We start from the raw sequence: 20,736 nt of genomic DNA, 5'->3' as shown, positions 1-20,736 counted from the left end.
CGAACAGCTCGTGACGGAAATTTCGATGACAACGCTGGAAAACATCCAGGTCGACACCCGGCTCCGTCGTCGGGCGTCGCGGTCGTCAGTGGCCTGACCAAGCATAGGTACGACGCGCCACCGGGCGCCCCTCGACGGCGCTGGATTGACCAGCTTCATAACTTTCCGAACGAACTACACGGCACCCGCATTTTGCGCTCTGGACCGTCGTGAAAGTCCCCGGCCGGCCGGATTCCGTCGCCGGGTTGGGGTACCGGGGCCAGATCAGCTCTCATCGTCCACCCCGGTCCTGGGGGCGGGTCCGTCGCTGCCGACGTGAGCGGCGGGCCGTTCTCGTCACATTCTGTTAGGAAGGGGCACGGTCATGGATTCCCCGATGATCGAGGTAGCGAAGATCCACGCGCGGGACCACCAGCCCCTGTTGCCACCGGCCGCCGCGAGCGTCATCCCTGTCTGCCGGGCGTGGCACTGCAACGAGAGCTGGCCGTGCCCGGTCCGGCGCAACGCGGTCACCGTGTTGTGGTTCTACGGCATCAACCCGGCCAGCGTGGACGACCCACCACGACAGCCGCTACCGGACACCGGGCCGGCGCGACGGCCTCGGCCACATCTACCGACCGCTACTCAGGATTCTCTCTGTCCTGCCGCAGGCTCCCAGGGCACGACTACGACCGCCGCGAGCGTCCCCAATGGCGTTGGACGTGAACACGCGCCGAGTCGTGTCCTGTGCAGGGGGTGAGCGGCCGGCCCGCACGGGGTACGACGGGCCGGCCGCTTGCCGTCACCACCGAGCACGGGCGCGATGTAGGTATTATTCGGACCAGTAATACCGTCTAACATTCTTTGATATGCCGACCCGAGCATTGTGGTCGAAATTCCTTTGAAGGGCCGGCGTCGCTAGGCGGGCGTACAGCAAGCGGGTGCTGCGGTGGTGGGGGAGTCGGCCTTGACGGTGTAGACCTCCCATGGTTCCTGGCCGGGGCCGTGGACCCAGACCTTGTCCTGTAAGGCGTAGCAGCACGTCGTGTCGTTTTCCAGCTGTGTTTTTCATACCTTCGCCGATCAGCCTGTTCGCGGCAGCGGCTACTTGCGCGGTGGAGTCGACTTCGACGCCGAGGTGGTCCATTACGGTGGCTTGGCCGGGTTCGCCTTCGAGCAGTACGAGCTTGAGAGCGGGCTCAGTGATCGCGAAATTGGCGTAACCGGGCCGAAGTTTCGCCGGTTTGACGTTGAACAGCTGGGAGTAGAACGCGATTGACTCGGCAAGATCGCCGACCCGCAGGGCGAGCTGAACTCGGGACATCGAACCCTCCTTGGATAGATGACCATCAAAGCAACTTCGATTAGATTGCCCTCTAAATAGAACTCTGTCAAGATAGACAGATGTCGAGACAACTGGAGCTGGCCGCGATCGACGCCTGCTGCTCACCGCTGGCACGTAAGCCGTTGTCCGAGTCGCAGGCCGTGGAACTGGCTCGGGTGTTCAAGGCGATATCAGACCCCATCCGACTCCGTCTGCTCTCGCTGATCGCATCACACAAGGGTGGGGGCGGCGTGCGTCTGTGACCTGACCGACGCCTTCGAAGTCACCGGCCCGACGATTTCCCACCATCTCAAGGTGCTGCGCGAGTCGGGGCTCTCATCGACGGCGAACGCCGTGGCACCTGGGTCTACTACCGCGTCCATCCTGAGGAATTAGCCCGCCTGTCTGCTGTACTGGTGCCGGGCGACGCGGCCGCGGTGACAGTGTGATCACCGGTGCTGCTCAGGTGGTGCCGATGACCTCCGCGCACGCGCCGGCGGTGCTGGCGATCTACCAAGCCGGGCTGGACAGCGGTGACGCGAGTTTCGAGACTACGGCTCCGTGCTGGCGAACCTGGGACGCCACCCATGCCGCGCAGCACCGCTTTGTCGCCGTTGACCAGCACGGACGGGTCCTGGGCTGGGTCGCCGTGTCCGCTGTGTCCTCGCGCTGTGTGTACGCCGGAGTCGTGGAACACAGCGTCTATGTCGACCCCGCGGCAGGTCGACGGGGTGTCGGGCTGGCGCTGCTCCAGGCATTGATCGCCTCGACGGAGGCCGCCGGGATCTGGACCATTCAAAGCGGAATCTTCCCGGAGAACACCGCCAGCGCGGTCCTGCACGAGCGCGCTGGCTTTCGCCGGGTCGGTGTCCGCGAACGCATCGGCGCCCACCACGGTCGATGGCGCGACGTGGTGTTGATCGAACGACGTAGCACCCGCGTGGGATCGGGCGGTTGAGCGGCCCGTACGTCCTCGGGTGCGACGACCCGTGCGAGGGCTCTAGCCCAACCGTAGGTCGCGCAGGCGTTTCGGGGGCAGGATTGAGCCTTTCAGCTCGTCGTCCTCCCAGTGCAGAAACTCTGTTTCCCACGGCCGCTGCGACCGGAGGAAGGCCTCTTGGGCGCGGACCTGCGCGCGGTATGCCTGCCAGATTTTGTGGGCGGCCACTGATATCAGTCGCATGATGTTTCACCTCTTCCTGTCACCTGCTAATTTCTCATCTGGCGGCGATCGGCGACAGATGCGCAAGTGTCAAGAACCCATCAAATGCTGCCAACCGTGCGTACGAGGGCATCCAGAGCGTCGGAATAGGCGTGATCGGGCGGGGTGCCGTAGCCGATGACAATTCCTTGCTGATGGTGACCGGGCTGTTGCCAACGGTCTCCCAGATAGCCGATGGACAGCTCGTTGACGGCGGCCACCTGACGAATGTCATCTTCGGTGTGGTCCGGAAGTTTTATCAACGCGTGCAGGCCAGCGGCGATTCCGCGTACCGGAATATTGATACGCGAAACCAGTAGATCCCGGCGGCGCTTGTATTTCAACCGCATGGCCCGGATGTGCCGGTCGTAGTCGTGGCTGGCGATGAAATCCGCGAAAGTGAGCTGTCCGAGGTTTTCGGTGTGGTGGTCGCTGTGTCGTTTAGCGTCGACAACCGCTTCGATCAGCTCCGGCGGCAGGACGAGCCAGCCCAGCCGCAGACCCGGGCCGAGGGTTTTTGAGGCGCTCCCGAGATAAGCGACCTGATCGGGGGCGGTGCCCTGGATCGCGCCGACCGGTTGCCGGTCGTACCGGAATTCGCCGTCGTAGTCATTCTCGACAACCAGTCCGCCGGTCGACCCTGGCCCAGTCGGTGAGTGCCAGCCGGCGAGCCGGATGCAGCGTTTCGCCAGTCGGATTCTGGTGCGCCGAAGTGACAATCACCGCTCGTACGGCCGCGGTTAGGGTGTCGGTACGAGCGCCTTTCTCGTCGACATTCACCGGTACCACGGTCGCGCCGGTTCGGCGTACCAATTCTCGGTGAAAAGGCACGCCCGGGTCTTCCATGGCGATGGTCGACGGGCCGAGTGCGCGGGAGATGAGGACGAGCGCTTGGACATAGCCGTTGGTGATCACGATCTGATCCGGGTGGGCGAGAACTCCACGCGTACGCCCCAAATAGCCGGCGAGGGCTTCCCGCAGCTCCAGACGGCCGCGCGGATCGCCGTAGCCGAACGCGTCGGCCGGCGCGTTGCCCAACGCCCGCCGGGCCGACCGCAGCCAGGCCGCGACCGGGAAGGCCGCCACGTCGGGGCTGCCCGGGCGCAGGTTGTGCCGCGGCGGCCGCTCGGTGGCCGGCGGCTGGGAGCGCTGTGCTGGGCCATCAGCGCGACGGCGGTCCCCGAGCCCTGCCGCGAGGTCAGGTAGCCCTCCGCGATGAGCTGGTCATATGCCGCTCGTACGGTGCCGCGGGACAGCCCCAGCTCGACGGCCAGTTTGCGGCTGGCCGGCAGTCGGGCCGCCGGAGCGAGCCGGCCGGCCTGGATGGCGGACCGCAGCGCCTGCTCCAGGCCGGTCCGCCGGCCGGTCGCCGGGTCGAGCTCCAGGTGCAGGTCGACGCCGAAAGTGGGCCAGAATTCAGTCACGGTATTGGATCTTAGTTTCGATCCAATCACTGCGTAGCGTCCCGCTGGTGACTCTCGAAACACCGCGCCGGCTGATCTGGTTGCTGGCCCTGACTTATGGCCTGACCATCGCGAACATCTACTACTGCCAGCCGCTGCTGCCGGAGATCACCGGCTCGTACGGGCCGGCCACGCCGGCGCTGACCACGCTCAACCAGGTCGGGTATGCGCTGGCCCTGGTGCTGATCGTGCCGCTCGGCGACATCGTCCGACGACGGCCGCTGGTGTGCCTGTTGTTGTGTGTCGACGCGATGGCGCTGATCCTGACGGCCATCGCGCCGACCGTGGGCGTACTGCTCGCCGCTGGTGTGGTGGTCGGGCTGGCCAGCGCTGGGGTGGTGAACATCCTGGTCGCGTACGCGGCGACCGTCGCCGCCGATCATGAGCGGGGCCGAGCGGTCGGCACGATGCTCACCGGCGGCCTGACCGGTGTCCTGCTGTCCCGTACGGTCGCCGGCCTGGTCAGCCAGGCGGTGGGCTGGCGGGTGTTGTTCCTGGCCGCGGCGGCGGTGACGCTCGTGTTGGCGGCGACGCTGGCTCGTACGATGGCGCCGGCCGACCCGGAGGTGTCGATCGGCTACCTTGCGCAGTTGCGCGCGACCGTACGGCTCGCGGCGACCGAGCCGGTGCTGCGCGCCGCCGTCCGCGATCGGTGCCTGCGTTTTCGCTTCTTTCGGAGTGTTCTGGGCGACCGCCGCGTTCCTGCTCGCCGTCCGCCGTACCACTTCAGCGCCGCGGCGATCGGGCTGGTCGCGCTGGTCGGCGGTGCCGGCGTACTGGCCGCCCGGCTGACCGGCCGGGCCGCCGACCGTGGCTGGCAACGCCCGATGACCGGACTTTTGCTGGTTTTGGGCGCTGTTTCGTTCGCCGTGTTGTGGCTGGGCGGGCAGCACCTGACGTGGTTTTTCGTTGGATTGCTCGCGGTCGACATCGCGATTCACGGCACCCACCTGCTGAACCTGAGCGTGGTTTACGGCCTGACCAGCGCAGCCCGGTCGCGTATCGCCTCCGTCTACATGACCGCGTACACGCTCGGCGGGGTGATTGGAACGGCCGCCGGCGTCGCCGCGTACGAGCTGGCCGGTTGGGGCGCGGTGTGCGTGGTGGGGCGCGGGTGTGCATGATCACCGGCCTAGCGGTCTGGATCCGGGACTGCCGGTCGGCTGGGGTCATTGCCCTCAATGAGCGAATCCGCGGAAGTGCCTGAGAAGCCGGTCACCTGGGCCGAGCTGTTCTTCGACCTGGTTTTTGTCTTCGCCGTCACCGAGGTGTCGTCGCTGCTGCGTGAGGACGTGTCCTGGGCCGGGCTGGGCCGAGCTTTGGTTGTCTTCGTACCGATTTACTGGGCCTGGGTCGGCACCACGATCCACGCCAACACCACCAATGTGGACACCTCCTTCGAACGGATCGGCATTTTCGCGACCGGCCTCTGCAGCCTTTTCATGGCGTTGGCCGTGCCTGGTGCGTACGGCTCCCGCGCGGTGTTGTTCGCCGCGGCTTTCCTGCTGTTGCGGGTGGTTTCACTGTTTTTCTCCGGTCCGCAGCAAAGTTTCGCCTTCGGGCCGATGAGTATCGCCGTGTTCATCACCGGTCCGGCCCGGTTGATCAGCGCCTTTTTCCCTTACCCGATCCTGATAACGGTGTGGGCCATCGCCGCGGTGCTGGACCTGGCGACGCCTATCCTGACCCGCCGCCGGCTGCTGTCGATGCGGTTCCATCCCGGCCACCTGCCGGAGCGGTTCGGCACCTTCATCATCATCGCGCTCGGCGAATCCATCGTCGCGATCGGCGCCCCAGCCGCCACTTCGGCGCATTTGACGGTCGACGTGCTGGTGGCGGTCGCGATCGCTTTCGTGCTCGCCGCCGCATTGTGGTGGGTGTATTACGTGTTCGCCGCCAGCGCGATCCGGCACGCGATGCTCACCGCGAGCGTACGCACCGACCTCGTCCGCGAGGTGCTCTCGTACGGACACCTGGCCTTCCTGACTGGCATCATCGCGGCCGCGGTAGGCATGGCGGCCGTCGTCGCACATCCCACCCACCGCTTGGAAATCGGCGTGGTGGGCCTGCTCTTTGGTGGCTGTGCTCTCTATCTTGCGACTTTCGGCTACACCCGGTGGCGGATGTTCCATCGAATCTCGATCTACCGGCTGGCTGGTGCGGCAGTTGCTGTTTTCCTGATCCCGCTGGCCGTCTACGTGCCGGCGGTGGCTGCTCTTGGCGCGCTGACCGCTGTCGTGGTCGGCGTCAACGTGACCGAGCATCTGGTCGTACGACGGCGGGGATCGATGTAGTGTCGCGCCTCAGCTGAGTTCTCGCTTGAGGACCTTGCCGGTGGCCGTCATCGGCAGAACCTCGCGGAACTCGACGATGCGTGGGTATTTGTAACCGGCCATGTTTTCCTTGCACCATGCCACCAACTCGGCCTCGACCAGCTCGGCGCCAGGTGTGCGGATCACGAATGCCTTCACTTCCTCGCCGTGGCTCTCGTGCGGCACGCCGATGACCGCGACCAGGCTCACCGCCGGGTGGGTCATCATGACCTCCTCGAGTTCGCGTGGATAGACGTTGAAGCCGCCGCGTACGATCATCTCCTTGGCGCGGCCGACAATGAAGTAGTCGCCGTCGGCGTCCTGTCGGCCGAGGTCGCCGGTGTGGAACCAGCCGTCCCTGATCGCTTCGGCGGTGGCCGACGGGCGGCCCAGGTAGCCGGTCATCACGTTGTGGCCCCGGATCGCTATTTCACCGGTCTCGCCGTCGGGCACCCGTTGGCCCTGGTTGTCGACGAGCTTGACCTCGATCCCCCAGGCCGGCTGGCCGATCGAGCCGGGTTTGGGTTTGCGGCCCGGATGGTTGAAAGTGGCGACCGGGCTGGTCTCGGACAGGCCGTAGCCCTCGCTGACCTCGACCCCGAACACCTTTTCCATCTGTTCCAGGATTTCCACTGGCAGTGCGGCCCCACCGGAGACCGCTATCCGCAGGTTGTTGGCGATTTCGGGTAGGTCGTACGCGGTCGGGTCGGCGCTCAGTAGGCCCCAGTACATTGTCGGAACGCCGGCGAAGAACGTGACCTTTTCGTTCAACATCAACGAAAGAGCGGCGTTCGCGTCGAAGCGAGGGAGCATCACCAGGGTCGCGCCGGAGCTGAAGCCGGCGTTCATCTGGACCGTCTGTCCGAAGGAATGAAAGAGCGGCAGCGCCAACAGGTGGATCTCGTGTTTGGCCACACCGAAAATCCGGTGACAGGTGACAGCGTTCATCACCATGTTCGAGTGCGACAGCTCGGCGCCCTTGGGCTGGCCGGTGGTGCCGCTGGTGTAGAGGATGACGGCGGTGTCGGTCGGAGCGGTGACCGCGGTGTCGAAAACTGCCGGTTGACCGGCCAGCGCGGCGCCCAGGGTGGTGGCGCCCTCGATCGGCGAAGGTGCCGACGGATCCGCGGTGATCAGGAAGAAATGCTCGCAGCTTTCGGTCGCGCCGAAGCCGGCCCACCCCTGCTGGCCGATGGGCAATGCTGGCGTACCTTCGAAACAGAGATAGGCCTTCGCCCCTGAGTCGGCCAGATGGTAGGCCACCTCGCGGCCCTTGAGCATCACGTTCAATGGGACCACGGTGGCACCGGTCTTCAGGATTCCGTAGTAGACGATGGGAAAGTAGGGCACGTTGGCGCATGACAGCGCGACTCGGTCGCCCGGTCCCGGTCCGACACCGCGGGACGCCAGCAGGTTGGCGACCTGGTTCGCGGCCGCGTTCACCGCCGGATAGGAGAGTCGGGTGTCGCCGAGCACGACCGCGTCTCGGTCGGCGAAGCGGACCGCGCTGTCCTCCAACATGAGGGCCAGGTTCAGCATGACTTTCTCCTTTACGACAGGAAGGTGTGGATGGCCGGAACAAGTTCGTCGGCGTGCGTGAGCAGCGCCAGGTGGCCGCCGCCGTGGACAATGTGGACGGTCGGTTTTCGCAGTAGCCGGGCCATCATCTTCGCGTTCACCAGCGGGATGATCGGGTCGTCGTCGCCGGCCACCAGCAGCACCGGTTGGCGCAGCAGCGGGCAGGTAGTACGCACTGGTCCAGCCCCAGCCGGCGAGCATCTGCCAGTAGTAGCCGAGCGGATCCGGCGCCCGGGACGCCCGGGCGAAGGCGTCGGCGACCCCTTTGTCTTCGCCAAAAGCCGCCACCGTAGATCGCCGCGCCGAGCTCGCGCATGCGCGATGGCCGGAAATACCGGGTCGGACTGGCCAGCGCCAGCAGGACGCGCGGGTGAGCCGGCACCATCACCATTCCCATGCTGGTCGCGCACAACACCACTCGGCGGCACAGTTTCGGGTTCAGGTGGGCGAATTCCTGCGCGAGCGCGCCGCCCCAGGAAATGCCGAGCACATCGACCTGCGGAAAGCCCAGTTTGGTCACCAGCTCGCGCAGCAGTCGAGCGTGGCCAGTCATCCATCGCGGCAGTCGCGGTGTCGGTGACCCGCCGGTGCCCGGCACGTCGAAGGCGATCGTCGGGATTCGCCGGCCCTGCATCGCCTCCAGCCGTTCGACGAACGGCCGCATCAGCTCCAGGTTCGCGCCAATGCCGTTGCACAGCAACAAAGGCGTTCCTTCGCCGGCGCGTATGTCCACGTGCAGCTGTTGGCGGCCGACCCGCAGGACATCGGTGCCGTTCATCCGCGTACGTACGAGCCGGGGGCGGCTTCCAGCGCAGCGTCAATGATCGGCGCGTCGACAAAGTCGCCCGATCGCTCGCCGAGCCACTCCATCCAGCGAGGCCACCAACTGCCGGCGACCTTGGTCGCGCCGGCCTTCCAGTCTGCCGCCGACTCCGGCCGGTCCGGATTGCTGAAATAGCTGGACTTCGGGTTGCCCGGCGGGTTCAGGATGCTCTGGATATGCCCGGAGTTGCTCAAGGTGAACTCGACATTCCCGGTCAGCCGCAAGGACGACCGGTAACAGGCGTCCCAGGGGGTGATGTGGTCGGTCGTACCGCCCATCACGAAAGCGTCACAGTCGATCTTTCCCAGATCCAGCGGCGTGCCGTCCACCACGACGGCTCCCGGGGTGGCGAGCGAGTTGTCGCGATAAATGTCGATCAGCTCGCCGTGGAAGGCGGCCGGCAGCCGGGTCGTGTCGTTGTTCCAGTAGAGCACGTCAAAAGCGGGCGGCTTGTTGCCGAGCAGGTAGTTGTTCACCCAGTACGACCAGATCAGGTCGTTTGGCCGCAGCAGGTTGAAAACCCGACCCAGCTCGCGACCGTCCAGGACGCCCTTGGCGTGCGAGTGGCGTTTGGCGGCGGCCAGTGTTTCCTCACTGGCGAAGACGCCCAGCAGCGTACGGTCGGCGGCCATGTCGAAAACGCTGACGAACAAGGTCAAAGAGTGGATACGAGCGATGCCACGCGCGGCGAAAGCCGCGCTCATGGCGACCGACGTGATGCCGCCGGAGCAGGCACCGCCGAGGTTGACGTCCGCGCTGCCGGTGATGTCGCAGACCGTGTCGATGGCTTCTTCGAGCGCACGAAGATAGGTCGCCAGCGTCCATTCGCGCTGCTCGGCGGTCGGGTTGCGCCAGCTCACCACGAAAACCTGGAAGCCGTTGTCCAGTGCGTACCGGGCCAGGCTTTTCTGTTCGGACAGGTCGAAAACGTAGTACTTGTTGATCTGCGGGCGGCGGCGCGATCAGCAACGGTCGGGCGTGGACCCGCTCGGTCCGCGCTCTCGTACTGAATCAGTTCCAGCACCTCGTTCCGGAAGACCACTGAGCCGGGCGTGCCGGCGAGGTTGCCGCCGACCTGGAAGCGGTTGGTGTCCACTTGCCGGGGCATCCCGCCGTTGTGAAGAACATCGTCGACGAGCTGGCGGATTCCGCTGACCGCGCTGCGGCCGCCGGTCTCGATGAACCGCTTGAGCGCCGCCGGATTCGTCGGCAGATTGCTCGGCGCGAGTGCGTCCAATCCCAGCGACAGGACGAAACGGGTTCGCTCGCGGTCCATAGTGGACAGTTCGGAGCCGCCGATCCACCTGTCCAGCTCGGCGTCCGCGGCCAGGTAGAGCTGCAACATCCGCTGATAGAGAACGTTCTCCGACCACGCCTGATCGGCGAATCGGCGATCTTTGGCGCCGGGCGTGAAAGTCGCCTTGCCGCGGCCGATGTCCAGGCCGGCGTGGGCGAGATGAGCAAGGCTGCCGACAGTGTGTTGCGGGTGTCGGATGGTTTCGCCAATGACCGTACGCAACGAGTCCAGCAGGTCTTTGCGGCGAAAGCCGACAATGGGGTTGGGGCCGCCGATCGAGTCGGCCGCGCTGTCCGGGTTGAGGCTCGAAGTCATGACAGGTCTCCTAGACAAAGGCCGAAAAGCCGGTGATCGCCCGGCCGACGATCAGGGTGTTCATCTCGCGCGTTCCCTCGTAGGAATGGATCGCCTCGGCGTCCGCGACGAACCGGCCGACCTCATGCTCCAGGAGGATCCCGTTGCCGCCCATCAGCTCGCGCGCGAGCCCGACCGTCTCACGCATTTTGGTGGTAGCGAAGGCTTTCGCCAGCGACGCCTGCTCCTCGGTCATCCGGCCGGCGTCCTGCAGACGGGACAGCTGGGCGACCATGCACAGCGACGCGGTAATGTTTCCCAGCATTTTCACCAACATGTCCTGGACCAGCTGGAAGCCGCCGATCGGCCGGCCGGCCGAACTGCTCGCGTTTCTTGGAATAGTCCAAAGCCCGTTCGTACGCGCCGATCGAGCATCCGACGGCCTGCCAGGCCACCGACGTACGAGTCATCCGCAAAACCGCTGCGGTGTCGGCGAACGAGTCGGCATGGCCGAGCCGGTGCGACTCCGGTACGCGACAGTCACGCAGCTCGATGTGCGCGTTCTGGACCGTACGCAGCGCCATCTTGTTCAGGATCTTGGTGGGGGTGAAGCCGGGACTGCCCTTCTCGACCAGGAATCCGCGGACGTTTCCGTCAGCCACATCGCGGGCCCAGATCACCGTGACATCGGCGAAAGTCGCGTTGCCGATCCACTTCTTCTGGCCCGACAAAACCCATTCGTCCCCGTCCCGGCGGGCCGTGGTGGTCAGCCCGCGGGCCGCGCCGGAGCCGGCCTCGGGCTCGGTGAGACCGAAAGCGCCGACCTTCTCGAACCGGGCCATCGCCGGCAGCCACGTCCTCTTCTGTTCCTCCTCGGAGCCACAAAGGTAGATCGAGCCCATCGCGAGCCCCGGTGTGGACACCGAAAAAAAACGTCGCGATCGACGGGTCGACGCGGGCGAATTCCAGCGCCACAAAGCCATCCAGCAGGCTGCTCCGACCGGCGCAGCCGTACCCGTCGTACGACAGACCGGCGATACCCAATCCGCCGAGCTTGCCAATCAGCTCGTACGGGAATTCCTCATGGATCCAGTGCTCGTTCGCGGTGGGGGCCACCTCGGTGGCCAGGAAAGCCCGCAGCCTGGCCAGCAGTCGCTGGTCGTTGTCCGGCAGCGCGTCCGCCAGTGCGTAGAAATCGCCTGTTTCGGTCTTGTCGGTCATCATGCCTCCTCGCCGTGTGTTCTCACGGTATGGCCAGGAGAGGGCCACCGGACCTGCCTAAAGTTAGGGGAGAAAAGTTAGGGCGCCGTCACCGGCCGCTCGCGTCGTACGTTATTCGTACGTGTCCGAGGGAAGCGCACCCACGCCGGTCGGTGCGCGTTTACGGTGGTCCCTGAGCCTGGACTGGGCGCGGACTTTCATGGGGGCAAGGCAATGTCGCACAACGGATTCCGATGGTCGTCACCCACCACGGTCGTCGCGCTGGTGCTCGGGGTGGCGCTGGTGGTTGGTTACGGTGCGTGGCGAGAGGGCTGGCGGCCGACCTTTCACAACCCGCTGGCCAACTCCGCTGACTCGGACACCAGGATCTACAACGGCTTCGAGGGCACCAACGCGGCGTCGTACGCCGAAGGCGCCGCCGGCATCGTGCCACCGCCAGCTGCGAAAGCCGGTGACTGGTCCGCTGCCGACGTGGCCCGGGACCTCAGCGCGGTCAAGGCGGCGCTGGTTTCGAGCCATCTGGACCACCGGCTGCTGGTCACCGGCGACCCGGCTGGATATCTCGCGCAGGTCGCGCCCGGTTACCGGTCACTAGCCAAACTATCGCTGGCCAAGGACAGTTTCAGCGAGATGATCCGGACCGCTCCCGGACACTCGCCGATCTTTCCCCGCGAGTGAAAGGAAAAATGACATTCGGTGTGGGCAAGGACGAGGATGGCCACAGCTACCTGCAAATCACCACGAACTACGTCTGGGCGTACGCGTTCGCCGGCGTTGGCACAAACCATCCGGGCGAGCACGTGGTCGTGGTCCACGACGAGACCAAGTGGGGTAGCTACAGCGATAGTCACGTCGGCCCCCCGAGTCCCGTGGGCTCTGGGTGGAGGGCACCCAAGCGTACGTCTACAACATGGACTGCCAACAAATCGCGCACGGCCTGATCGCGCCGGCGAGCTGGAAAGACCAGGGGACCGGGGTCGCCGGCGGCGGCGAGGACTACAGCCCAGATCAGCCAGTGGACGGCCCCGACACCTGCCCCAACCACAAATAAAGTGGGCTTCTATATAGAGCGCGCGTGGTCTGGGTGCCTTGGTTGAAGGCGTTTTCTGTGAGGGTGCGGTGCCTCGTCTACCAGCCCCGAGAAACCCACCCCGACACCAAAGGGCGGTGTCGGGGTGGGTTTCTCGGGGCTACTGCCGATGGCCCCCGATTTTTCTGGCGCCTTCGGCGCGGGGCGCCGTCGACTACGGCAGGAGCGTCCGCCTTTGTAGGCCCGCAAAGACCGCGGGCCTACAAAGGCGGACGCTCCTGCCGGAGGGGCGACAACATCGGCCTGGCGGCCGATGGCGCCGGACGGGGGCTGGGTCCCGTCTAAGTGGACCAATTTGATGGGAATGGTGACGGTCCCGTACGGGGTGAGGGCGGCGGGGCTGGGTCCCGTCGAAGGTGGCCACCTTGGCGGTAAGGGTGATGGTTCTGGGTGGGGTGGTAGTCGGGAGTGTGGGTCTGGTCAGGGGTTGGCGGGAAAGTTAGGGTCGGTCCGGGAGGTGGGGTATGCGGCTGGTCGCCACCAAACTGCTTATCCCCCCAGGCTGGCCGGGGTTGGTGCCGCGGGCGGCCGCCCTGCGGCTGCTGGATGGGGTGCTGTCCAGGCCGCTCACCCTCGTCACGGCGCCGCCCGGGTTCGGGAAGACGACGCTGGTGAGTACGTGGCTGCGGGAGCAGTCGGTACGGTCCGGCTGGCTGACGTTGGACGAGGACGATGACGTGCCGGCGCGTTTTCTGGACTATCTGCTGACCGTCGCCGGCGGCTTGGGCGACGAGGTCGCGGACTTGGCTCGTACGCTGCTGATGGCCAGCCCGCAGTCGGTGCCCGCGGTGGTCGCCGCGCTGGTCAACGACCTCGCGGCGGTGCCGGCCGAGATGGTCTTGGTGCTGGACGACTTCCATGTGATCGCCGAGCCGGAGATCCTCGACGTCCTGTCATTCCTGGTCGAACGCTGCCCGCCACGGCTGCACCTGGTGCTCATCAGCCGGCATGAGCCGGACCTGCCGCTGGCCCGCTGGCGGGGTCGTGTGGTGCTTGCCGAGGTGGGCGCGGCCCAGTTGCGGTTCTCCGCCGCCGAGGCCGGCGCGCTGTTGCGGTCAGGCGTCACCGGTTCGGCGGTCGATGAGCGTACGGTGACGGCCCTGCACCAGCGCGCCGAGGGCTGGGCGGCTGGTCTGCAAATGCTCGGTATCGGGTTGCGCGACGGTCTTCCGAGTGCCGCTTCGGTCACGTACCGGTCCGGTGATCGGTACGTGCTGGACTATCTCGCCGAGGAGGTGTTGCGCGGCCAGCCGGCCGAGCGGCGCGACTTTTTTTGTTGCGTACGTCCGTTCTTGACCGGCTGACTCCGTCGCTGTGCGACGCGGTCACCGGCCGGACAGACAGCGCGGCGGTCATCCGCCAGTTGGAGCGGGCCAATCTTTTCTTGGTGCCGCTGGATGATCGCGGTGAATGGCACCGCTATCACGGTCTTTTCGCCGATTACCTAAGACGCGAGCTGGATCCAGCGACCGCGCGAGACAGTCACCACCGGGCCGCGCAGTGGTATGCCAGCCATGAAATGCCAGCTGACACTGTGAAACACGCGATCGCGGCCGGTGAGCCAGACCTGGCGATCCGGACCGTACGAGCAGTCGCGGAGGATCAGGTACGCGGTGGTGAGCTCGCCCCACTCCTGGGCTGGTTGAACAGGCTGCCGGAGGAGACCGTCCGCGCGCACGCGGATTTGGCTGGATACAAGGGATGGCTGCTTTACCTCGCTGGGCGCCGGGAAGAGGCCGAGTCGTACGCACGGATCGCGCAGGACCAGATGGCCGCTGACGCGCCCGCTTCGGACCGGGCGATGTTGGGCACCTTCCAGGCATATCTCGCACTGACCAGGGGAGAACCGGCGCAGGCGGCCGAAATCGCCGGCGCGGTGCTCGACCAGGTGGGCGACAGCACCTCGTTCTTCCGGGCCGCCGCGATGGGCGCGCTCGGTCAGGCTCGCCGGCTGACCGGTGATCGGCGCGGTGCCATAAATGTGTTGCGCGCGGCCGTACGACTGGGGGAGCGCGCAGCGGTAATCCGTTGAGTGCCTTGGAAGCCACCGGCTATCTCGCGCCTTTGTTGTATGTCCAGGGAAGGCTGCGAGAGGCCGTGGTCCTGTGCGAGGACGCTCTGCGTGCGCACACCGACCCGGCCGGGCGGCCGCTGCCGATGGCCGGGCTGGCCGAGGTGCCGCTGGGCACCCTGCTCTACGAACGCGACGAACTTGGCTCCGCGCAACAACATCTGCAGGACGGGATCGCTCGCTGCGAACAGCTCGGCACCACGTCGTACACGCTGCTCGGGCTGCGCACGTTGGCGCGTCTGCATGTCGTCAAGGGTGCGGTGGACGAGGGATTCCGGGCGCTGCTGACCGCCCGCCGGCAGGCGGACGCGGCCGAGGACGGCCGGCGGGCCCGACTGGTGATCGCCACCATCGCGGAGCTGAACCTGCGTACCGGCAACCCGGCCGCCGCCGAGCAGGCCTTGCGGGAGATCGCCGACGATCACCCGTCCTCGTCCGACTACGAGCAGCTGACCCGGGCGCGGCTTTTTTCTTGCGCAGAAGCGTCCGAAACAGGCTTTGGAGGTGCTGGAGACGATCGAGTCGCGGGCCGCGCAGGAGGGCCGGGACGGCAGCCTGATCGCCATTCTCGCCGTCACCGCCCGCGCCAGGGCCGCGCTCGGGGAGCGGTCCCGCGCTCGCGAACTGCTGGCCAGGGCTGTTGAGTTGGCAGCGCCGGACGGTTACCGCCGAACCTTTCTCGACGAGGGCCAGTCGGCGGTTCCGCTGCTGAAGGACATTCGGTCCACCGCACCGGATTTCGTCGCCGACCTGTTGTCCCGGATCGGCGCTGCCCCACGCCGTCGGCCGACCAAGGCAGCGCGAACTCGTACGGTCGAAGGGATGGGTGTGATCGAGCCACTAACCAGCACCCAGCAAACGCATCCTGTCGCTGATCGCCACCGGCATGTCCAACCAGCAGATCGCTGACAAGCTTTTCATCACGGTTGGTACGACGAAGTGGCACTTGAACCAGATCTTCGGTCGCCTGCAGGCCCGCAATCGTACCGAGGCCGTCGCCCGGGCCCGCGAGCTCGATCTTTTTAGCTAAACCAGCGGCGGGACGGTCCGGAATTCCTTACTATCCCGCTGGGCCTGCTGTCCGACGGGGTATGGCAGTCCGCGAACGGGGGACGGGTCGGGTGTCACAGAACGACGAGGATTTCTGGAAGATCGTCGAGCCGCTGGGAAGCAAACGCAAACAGCGGCGAGCGGCTCGGAAGTTGCGTACGGGTCGCAAAAAACCGCGAACCAGCCGCATCGCGGTGGTGGTCGCCGTGGTGGCGGTGCTGGCCGGCGCCGGACTGGCGGTGAGTTGGGTGACGGACACCATCACCCGCGGCCCACGCCACCACGCCCGCCGCCGCTGCGATCCCGAAGGTGACACCGGCGGCAAACCGGGTGTTCGGGCCGTTTGAGGGCACTCCAGCGGAAAAGTTCGCCGAAGGTGCCAACGCAATCGTGCTGCCGAAAGGCGTGAAGACCGGCGCCTGGTCAGCGGACGAGGTCAGCCACGATCTCGGAACGGTGAAATCAGCACTGATCGCGTCGCATCTCGACCACCGCGTGCTGGTTTCCGGTGATTTCGCAGGCTTTCTGGCCTTGCTTGCGCCGGATAGCCGTGCTGAGTCGAAAAAGAGGCTTGCCGAGGCGAAACAGGCCCTGGTCGTACGGGTCGACGCTGGCGCCACCCTCGCCAAGGATCAGCCCAGGCTGTCCGGAGTGACGACGGTAAAGGCCACCAAAGACGACGACGGCCGGCCGATTCTGCAGATCACCACAAACTACGTCTGGGCCTATCCGTTCCAGGGGCAGTCGATCCGGCCCGGCGAGCGGGTCGTGGTCGTCCACGACGAGATCCGCTGGGGCTTCTACCAAGCGGAGAAAGTGACGCGATCCTCCGCCGGAATGTGGGTCAATCGGAGCGAGGACTACAAATACAACATCGACTGTGGTGCCGCGAACAAGGGCTTCATCAAGCCGTACACGCCAATGGCGGACCCTGGTCCGAACCCGGGCACCGACCTCGGCGACTCCGCGTACGACCCGACCAGGTCACTTGACATCAGGGGTGGTTGTTAACCCAGCCCGACGGGATTTCGTACGTCCAACCCTCCTGCCAATGGAACGGGGCGTTGACGAGGTCTTCCATCCGGGCGCCGGCGAGCAGAGCCCACCGGTTGGCCGAGTGAGAGATCATCAGCACCCGTTTCCCGTCCCAGTCCGCGGCCAGTTCTCGGAGAAACTCAGCGGTCGCGTCGATCACCTGCCGATAGCTCTGACCGCCCGGAAACGGCGACTCGAGGTGGTTCGCTCGTACGGCCGCGACCTCGGTCACCGGGTGGCCGTTGAGATCGCCGTAGTCGCATTCGCGCAGCCGGGTGTCCTGGTAGGTGGGAATGCCGGTGTCGCCGAAGGCGATCTTGGCGGTCTCTATGGCGCGGGTCAGGTCGGAGACGAAAACCGCGGCGAGGCCAGTGTCCCGGCGGCGCTTGCCGAGGTCGGCGGCGAGGGGCCCGGCCGTGGGTGGAAAGCCGGCCCAGCCGAGCCAGCCGGTGGCGATGCCGTTTTCGTTGTCCTCGGTGATCGAATGTGTCTCGTACGTAAGGATGACCGGCACCTTTGAGGAACTCCGTTCCCCCGCGGGCAGTCGTTCGGGCATCGGCTGGCGGGCATTTGGTGGCGGGCTGGTCGGGACGTACTGTCGCAGTCATTGTGACTGGTAGGAACCCTCGACACGACAGGCCGCGAAGCGCGTGGCAGGTGGTCGTTTCGCCGTCGATGATCTGGCGGATCTGTGGCGGTCTGCTGGTCGTTGTGGTGATCGCCGGCGCGTGGGCGTTGACCGGGCCGGGCAACGGACCTGGCGGCGGCTCGCCGCAGCCGACGGGCTCGGCGTCGGGCGGAGGTGCGAGTCCGTACGACGGCACTCCGGCGGCCAGCTTCGCGGTCGGCGCGGCCGGGATCGCGATGCCGGCGCCACGGGCGGTCAAGAACTGGTCGGTGGATCAGGTGAGCCGTGCGCAGCAGAACGTCAAGGCGGCGCTGGTGGCCGGCCATCTGGACCCGCGGATGGTGGTCGATCGGCAGGTCAACGGCTTTCTGGCGCTGTTCGCCGAGGCGGACCAGGGTGACGTAAGGGACACGTTCCTGACCGGTCCGCTCACCGGCGCGGCCATTCGGACCGCGCCGGGCACCACCCTCGCCGCCGAGCAGCCCCCCGGGTGAGTGGCGCGACGACAGTGGACGCCTCGGTGGATGACTCTGGGTTGGCCGTGCTGGAAATCGACACCAACTACGTGTGGGTCTATCCGTTCACCGGCGAGTCGAAGAAACCCGGCGACCGGCTGGTGGTGGTGCATGATCAGCTGCGCTGGTGGGTCTACCACCGCGCGGACGTGAAGCCGACCTCGGCGGGCCTCTGGCTCAACCACAGCGCGGCCTCGGTGACCAACATCGACTGCGCGTACGCCGGCAAGCAGTTCATCGCGCCCGCGCCGCCGGACCAGAAGCGGGTAGCCGGCTCGACCCGGGACTCCTTCAACCCGGACAACCCCGTCGCCCCGGTGGGTACGTGCCGCTGATTCCTGGTGCAAATGGCACCAGGCCAGCCCGTACGCGCCCGCGTAGGGTGGAAAGAGTACGGATTTCGGACAGATCTCAGGGAGTCAATGGTGTCAGGATCGCTGCCGACCCGCCGGCTGGGTGAGCTCACAGTCGGCGCCCAGGGGCTGGGTTGCATGGGTATGAGCCAGGTCTACGGCACTGGCGACGAGGTCGAGTCGATCGCGACCGTCCATCGCGCCCTCGACCTCGGCGTCACGTTGCTGGACACCGCGAACGTGTACGGCGCCGGCGCCAACGAAGAGCTGGTGGGTCGGGCCATCGCCGGCCGCCGCGACGAAGTGGTGCTGGCGACCAAGTTCGGCATCGTGTGGACCGACGGCCAGCAGGGCACCCGCGGTGATCCCGCGTACGTGAAGCAGTCCTGCGAGGATTCGCTGCGCCGGCTGAAGAAGTCGACCACATTGACCTCTACTACCAGCATCGAGTCGATCCGTTGGTGCCGATCGAGGAGACCTGGGGCGCGCTGGCCGAGCTGGTCACCGAGGGCAAGGTCCGCTACCTGGGCATCTCCGAGGCCGGCCCGGTGTCGATCCGGGCCGCACACGCCGTGCACCCGATCACCGCGCTGCAGAGCGAGTGGTCGCTGTGGACCCGGGGGATTGAGTCCGAAGTGGTGGCGGTGTGCCGCGAGCTGGGCATTGGCATCGTGCCGTTCTCGCCGCTCGGCCGGGGGTTTCCTGACTGGTGCGGTGACCTCCCGGGATCAGCTTGCCGCCGACGACATGCGGCGCGGGCTGCCGCGGTTCGCCGACGGCAACCTGGACGCGAACCTCGCCATCGTGGCGGCGCTGAAGGCGCTGGCGGAGAAGAAGGGCGTCACCGCCGGGCAGCTGGCGCTCGCGTGGGTGCACCACAAGGGCGACGACGTCGTGTGCCGATTCCGGGTACGAAACGGCGTACCTATCTGGAGCAGAACGTCGCGGCCGCCACCCTGGAGCTGACCGCCGACGACCTCGCCGCCATCGAGGAGGCCGCGCCCGCGGACGCGGTGGCTGGTGAGCGCTACCCGGAGCAGTTCGCCCGCAATGTGAGCAAGTAGCACGTATTCGCGATAACGAAGCCATAAATTCCGCCCCCGTAGCCGTACCGCCGAGTAGGACTTGTACTTGAGCGGTACGAGCAACGGGGGCGAGTATGGGCGGTGCACCTTCCGGCGAGCCACGGCCGCCGGACGACCGGGTGGTCGGCTGGCTGTGGGTGGTCCTCGCGGCCGTGCTGCTCGCGGTCGCGGCGGCTGGCGTCAACGCGCTGGCGCACGGCGGGCTCGACTCGGCCGCGAAGTGGACCTTCACCTCGGAATCGCTGCGTTTCGTCTTCGCCGCGGTCGGTCTGGTCGCCTTCGTGGTGGTGGTGTCCGGACTGCTCTGGCTGATGAACCCGACGCTCGCCGCGCTCAACCAGACCAGGGCCCGGATCACCGTGTTCGGTGCCATGTTGGTAGGCGCCGGGCTGCTCGGCTTCGTGCTCATTTTCCGTAGCGGCCCGGCCAAACCGAAGCTGCCGGGGCCAAGTCCGAGCTCTTCCGGACCGCGCATCAGCGGTTCCCCGGACGCGCCTGGCCTGTTCGGCACACCGGACTGGGTTGGCCCCGCACTGATCACGATCGCCATCGCGGCGGTGCTGGCCGGAGCTGCTCTCCTGCTGCTGAACCGGATGCGCCGACGGGACCGGCTGGCGGCCGCGCCGATCTCACCGGCGGTGCCGCCGCTCGCGATGGCCGCCCTCGCCGGCCGGGACGCGGTGCTGGCCGGAGACATGAGTCCACGGGCGGCGATCATCCGCTGCTTCGGTGCGATGGAGAACGCGCTCGCCAGCCACCAGGACGCCTCTCCACGGGTATCCGACACGCCCGGTGAGGTGCTGCGCCGGGGGTGGCAGGCCGGACTGATCCGGCGCGAGCCGGCCGACCGGCTGCTGGAGCTGTTCGCGGTCGCCCGGTTCAGCGATCATCCGATGGGCGAGCCGGATCGTACGTCCGCCGCCGACGCGCTGTCGGAGATGCTCGACGACCTGCAGGAGCGGGCCCGATGAACCGTCGCGCCAAGCGCGTCGCGGTGAGCGTCCTGAGCGCGGTCGCCGGGGTGGCGCTGATGGTGGTCGCCTGGGGCTTCGCCGGCCAGAGCGGGGTGCTGCTCGCCGGCGTCGTGATCGCCGGCATCCTGATCGCGGTGGTGGCCGCCCGGCAGGGCGTGACCCGGATCCGGCCAGCACGGGCGGCCGCGGCCGCCTCGGTCGCCCAACGCCGCCGGGTCTCGGTCGGCCGGCTGGTCACGGTGGCCAGCTGGAGCGGCGGCTCGCAGCGGGGACTGGGACACCGGCGTACGCCCCACCCTGCTCAAACTCCTGGACGTGCTGCTGTCCGAGCGGTTCCAGACCGACCACCTGAGCCGCCCGGATCTGGCCCGCACGCTGCTGGGCGATCAGCTCTGGCCGCTGGTCGACCCGGCCCGCGGGATCTGTGAGGACCGCTCGGTGCT

At 66.7% G+C, this 20,736-nt stretch carries 24 protein-coding genes and 7 pseudogenes; 19 read left to right on the top strand and 12 right to left on the bottom strand.

Going from position 1 to position 20,736, the window contains the following annotated elements:
• Positions 1-376: 376 nt before the first annotated feature.
• Positions 377-739 (top strand): hypothetical protein, encoded by a 363-nt coding sequence (locus GNX96_RS41960; RefSeq protein WP_163573139.1) that lies wholly within the window; start codon positions 377-379, stop codon positions 737-739.
• Between the two features lie 158 nt (positions 740-897).
• On the opposite strand, the pseudogene GNX96_RS41955 reads toward GNX96_RS41960, so the two are convergent.
• Positions 898-1,303 (bottom strand): annotated as a pseudogene (locus GNX96_RS41955) (ArsI/CadI family heavy metal resistance metalloenzyme).
• 80 nt (positions 1,304-1,383) lie between these two features.
• On the opposite strand from GNX96_RS41955, the pseudogene GNX96_RS41950 reads away from it, so the two are divergent.
• Positions 1,384-1,752: pseudogene (locus GNX96_RS41950) on the top strand (ArsR/SmtB family transcription factor).
• A 26-nt stretch (positions 1,753-1,778) separates the two neighbouring features.
• On the top strand, positions 1,779-2,261 hold the full coding sequence (locus GNX96_RS41945) for a GNAT family N-acetyltransferase (RefSeq protein WP_163573138.1): 483 nt from the start codon (positions 1,779-1,781) through the stop codon (positions 2,259-2,261).
• 42 nt (positions 2,262-2,303) lie between these two features.
• Here GNX96_RS41945 and GNX96_RS41940 read toward each other — a convergent pair whose 3' ends face one another.
• Positions 2,304-2,486, bottom strand: a complete 183-nt coding sequence (locus tag GNX96_RS41940) for a hypothetical protein (RefSeq protein ID WP_163573137.1) — start codon at positions 2,484-2,486, stop codon at positions 2,304-2,306.
• Between the two features lie 80 nt (positions 2,487-2,566).
• Positions 2,567-3,928: pseudogene (gene pdxR, locus GNX96_RS66345) on the bottom strand (MocR-like pyridoxine biosynthesis transcription factor PdxR).
• Positions 3,929-3,975: 47 nt separating this feature from the next.
• Here pdxR and GNX96_RS41930 point away from each other — a divergent pair.
• Positions 3,976-5,091, top strand: a complete 1,116-nt coding sequence (locus tag GNX96_RS41930; RefSeq protein ID WP_163573136.1) for an MFS transporter — start codon at positions 3,976-3,978, stop codon at positions 5,089-5,091.
• Between the two features lie 75 nt (positions 5,092-5,166).
• Positions 5,167-6,261 carry a low temperature requirement protein A gene (locus GNX96_RS41925; protein WP_279582928.1) on the top strand — a complete coding sequence of 365 codons (1,095 nt, stop codon included), beginning with the start codon at positions 5,167-5,169 and terminating at the stop codon, positions 6,259-6,261.
• Positions 6,262-6,270: 9 nt separating this feature from the next.
• Here GNX96_RS41925 and GNX96_RS41920 read toward each other — a convergent pair whose 3' ends face one another.
• The 8 genes and pseudogenes from GNX96_RS41920 to GNX96_RS59295 all read right to left on the bottom strand — a co-directional run bounded on the left by GNX96_RS41920 (position 6,271) and on the right by GNX96_RS59295 (position 11,492).
• Complete coding sequence (locus GNX96_RS41920) at positions 6,271-7,818, bottom strand: long-chain-fatty-acid--CoA ligase (protein ID WP_163573134.1); 1,548 nt, start codon at positions 7,816-7,818, stop codon at positions 6,271-6,273.
• An 11-nt stretch (positions 7,819-7,829) separates the two neighbouring features.
• Positions 7,830-8,267 (bottom strand): alpha/beta fold hydrolase, encoded by a 438-nt coding sequence (locus tag GNX96_RS66340; protein WP_390624291.1) that lies wholly within the window; start codon positions 8,265-8,267, stop codon positions 7,830-7,832.
• 5 nt (positions 8,268-8,272) lie between these two features.
• Positions 8,273-8,521 (bottom strand): annotated as a pseudogene (locus tag GNX96_RS66335) (alpha/beta fold hydrolase); the annotation flags it as partial.
• A gap of 110 nt (positions 8,522-8,631) precedes the next feature.
• The gene (locus GNX96_RS59315) at positions 8,632-9,540 is read right to left on the bottom strand and encodes an alpha/beta fold hydrolase (protein ID WP_279582925.1); all 909 of its coding nucleotides are present in this window, start codon (positions 9,538-9,540) and stop codon (positions 8,632-8,634) included.
• Entirely contained in the window at positions 9,537-10,292 is a 756-nt protein-coding gene (locus GNX96_RS59310; RefSeq protein WP_279582924.1) for a hypothetical protein, read from the bottom strand. Before GNX96_RS59310 ends, GNX96_RS59315 begins: the two co-directional genes overlap by 4 nt.
• A gap of 10 nt (positions 10,293-10,302) precedes the next feature.
• Positions 10,303-10,596 carry an acyl-CoA dehydrogenase family protein gene (locus tag GNX96_RS59305; protein ID WP_279582923.1) on the bottom strand — a complete coding sequence of 98 codons (294 nt, stop codon included), beginning with the start codon at positions 10,594-10,596 and terminating at the stop codon, positions 10,303-10,305.
• Positions 10,597-10,699: 103 nt separating this feature from the next.
• A pseudogene (locus GNX96_RS59300) lies at positions 10,700-11,041 on the bottom strand (acyl-CoA dehydrogenase family protein); the annotation flags it as partial.
• Positions 10,926-11,492 (bottom strand): acyl-CoA dehydrogenase family protein, encoded by a 567-nt coding sequence (locus tag GNX96_RS59295; protein WP_279582922.1) that lies wholly within the window; start codon positions 11,490-11,492, stop codon positions 10,926-10,928. The gene GNX96_RS59295 and the pseudogene GNX96_RS59300, both read right to left, overlap by 116 nt.
• 213 nt (positions 11,493-11,705) lie before the next feature.
• Here GNX96_RS59295 and GNX96_RS41900 point away from each other — a divergent pair, with 213 nt between their 5' ends.
• From GNX96_RS41900 to GNX96_RS41880, 9 genes and pseudogenes are all read left to right on the top strand, one after another.
• Entirely contained in the window at positions 11,706-12,170 is a 465-nt protein-coding gene (locus tag GNX96_RS41900; protein ID WP_163573133.1) for a hypothetical protein, read from the top strand.
• A gap of 202 nt (positions 12,171-12,372) precedes the next feature.
• Positions 12,373-12,543 carry a hypothetical protein gene (locus tag GNX96_RS41895; protein WP_163573132.1) on the top strand — a complete coding sequence of 57 codons (171 nt, stop codon included), beginning with the start codon at positions 12,373-12,375 and terminating at the stop codon, positions 12,541-12,543.
• 503 nt (positions 12,544-13,046) lie between these two features.
• Positions 13,047-13,886: an AAA family ATPase gene (locus tag GNX96_RS59290; RefSeq protein WP_279582921.1), complete on the top strand. Its 840-nt coding sequence runs from the start codon at positions 13,047-13,049 to the stop codon at positions 13,884-13,886.
• Positions 13,859-14,614 carry a MalT transcriptional regulator family protein gene (locus GNX96_RS59285; protein WP_279582920.1) on the top strand — a complete coding sequence of 252 codons (756 nt, stop codon included), beginning with the start codon at positions 13,859-13,861 and terminating at the stop codon, positions 14,612-14,614. The genes GNX96_RS59290 and GNX96_RS59285 overlap by 28 nt, the downstream gene beginning before the upstream one ends.
• Positions 14,611-15,045: pseudogene (locus GNX96_RS59280) on the top strand (hypothetical protein); the annotation flags it as partial. The gene GNX96_RS59285 and the pseudogene GNX96_RS59280, both read left to right, overlap by 4 nt.
• Positions 15,046-15,157: 112 nt before the next feature.
• The gene (locus GNX96_RS59275) at positions 15,158-15,562 is read left to right on the top strand and encodes a tetratricopeptide repeat protein (protein WP_279582919.1); all 405 of its coding nucleotides are present in this window, start codon (positions 15,158-15,160) and stop codon (positions 15,560-15,562) included.
• Positions 15,540-15,683, top strand: a complete 144-nt coding sequence (locus tag GNX96_RS59270; RefSeq protein ID WP_279582918.1) for a helix-turn-helix transcriptional regulator — start codon at positions 15,540-15,542, stop codon at positions 15,681-15,683. Before GNX96_RS59275 ends, GNX96_RS59270 begins: the two co-directional genes overlap by 23 nt.
• Before the next feature lie 91 nt (positions 15,684-15,774).
• Positions 15,775-16,050, top strand: a complete 276-nt coding sequence (locus GNX96_RS41885; RefSeq protein WP_163573131.1) for a hypothetical protein — start codon at positions 15,775-15,777, stop codon at positions 16,048-16,050.
• The gene (locus GNX96_RS41880) at positions 16,013-16,714 is read left to right on the top strand and encodes a hypothetical protein (protein WP_279582917.1); all 702 of its coding nucleotides are present in this window, start codon (positions 16,013-16,015) and stop codon (positions 16,712-16,714) included. The genes GNX96_RS41885 and GNX96_RS41880 overlap by 38 nt, the downstream gene beginning before the upstream one ends.
• Here the strand turns inward: GNX96_RS41880 and GNX96_RS41875 are convergent.
• On the bottom strand, positions 16,698-17,252 hold the full coding sequence (locus GNX96_RS41875; RefSeq protein ID WP_163573129.1) for a histidine phosphatase family protein: 555 nt from the start codon (positions 17,250-17,252) through the stop codon (positions 16,698-16,700). The genes GNX96_RS41880 and GNX96_RS41875 overlap by 17 nt on opposite strands.
• A gap of 143 nt (positions 17,253-17,395) precedes the next feature.
• On the opposite strand from GNX96_RS41875, the gene GNX96_RS41870 reads away from it, so the two are divergent.
• From GNX96_RS41870 to GNX96_RS41850, 5 genes and pseudogenes are all read left to right on the top strand, one after another.
• Entirely contained in the window at positions 17,396-17,860 is a 465-nt protein-coding gene (locus GNX96_RS41870; RefSeq protein WP_279582916.1) for a hypothetical protein, read from the top strand.
• Positions 17,857-18,216 carry a hypothetical protein gene (locus GNX96_RS41865; RefSeq protein WP_279582915.1) on the top strand — a complete coding sequence of 120 codons (360 nt, stop codon included), beginning with the start codon at positions 17,857-17,859 and terminating at the stop codon, positions 18,214-18,216. Before GNX96_RS41870 ends, GNX96_RS41865 begins: the two co-directional genes overlap by 4 nt.
• 87 nt (positions 18,217-18,303) lie before the next feature.
• Positions 18,304-19,298, top strand: a pseudogene (locus tag GNX96_RS41860) (aldo/keto reductase).
• A 95-nt stretch (positions 19,299-19,393) separates the two neighbouring features.
• Positions 19,394-20,290 (top strand): DUF4129 domain-containing protein, encoded by an 897-nt coding sequence (locus GNX96_RS41855; RefSeq protein WP_163573126.1) that lies wholly within the window; start codon positions 19,394-19,396, stop codon positions 20,288-20,290.
• Positions 20,287-20,721, top strand: a complete 435-nt coding sequence (locus tag GNX96_RS41850) for a hypothetical protein (RefSeq protein ID WP_163573125.1) — start codon at positions 20,287-20,289, stop codon at positions 20,719-20,721. Before GNX96_RS41855 ends, GNX96_RS41850 begins: the two co-directional genes overlap by 4 nt.
• The last annotated feature ends 15 nt before the right edge of the window (positions 20,722-20,736 follow it).

Source organism: Fodinicola feengrottensis (genome assembly GCF_010993775.1).
Taxonomy (GTDB): domain Bacteria; phylum Actinomycetota; class Actinomycetes; order Mycobacteriales; family HKI-0501; genus Fodinicola; species Fodinicola feengrottensis.
The sequence above is the reverse complement of the archived record's forward strand: the minus strand, read 5'-3'. Positions and strand labels throughout refer to the sequence as shown.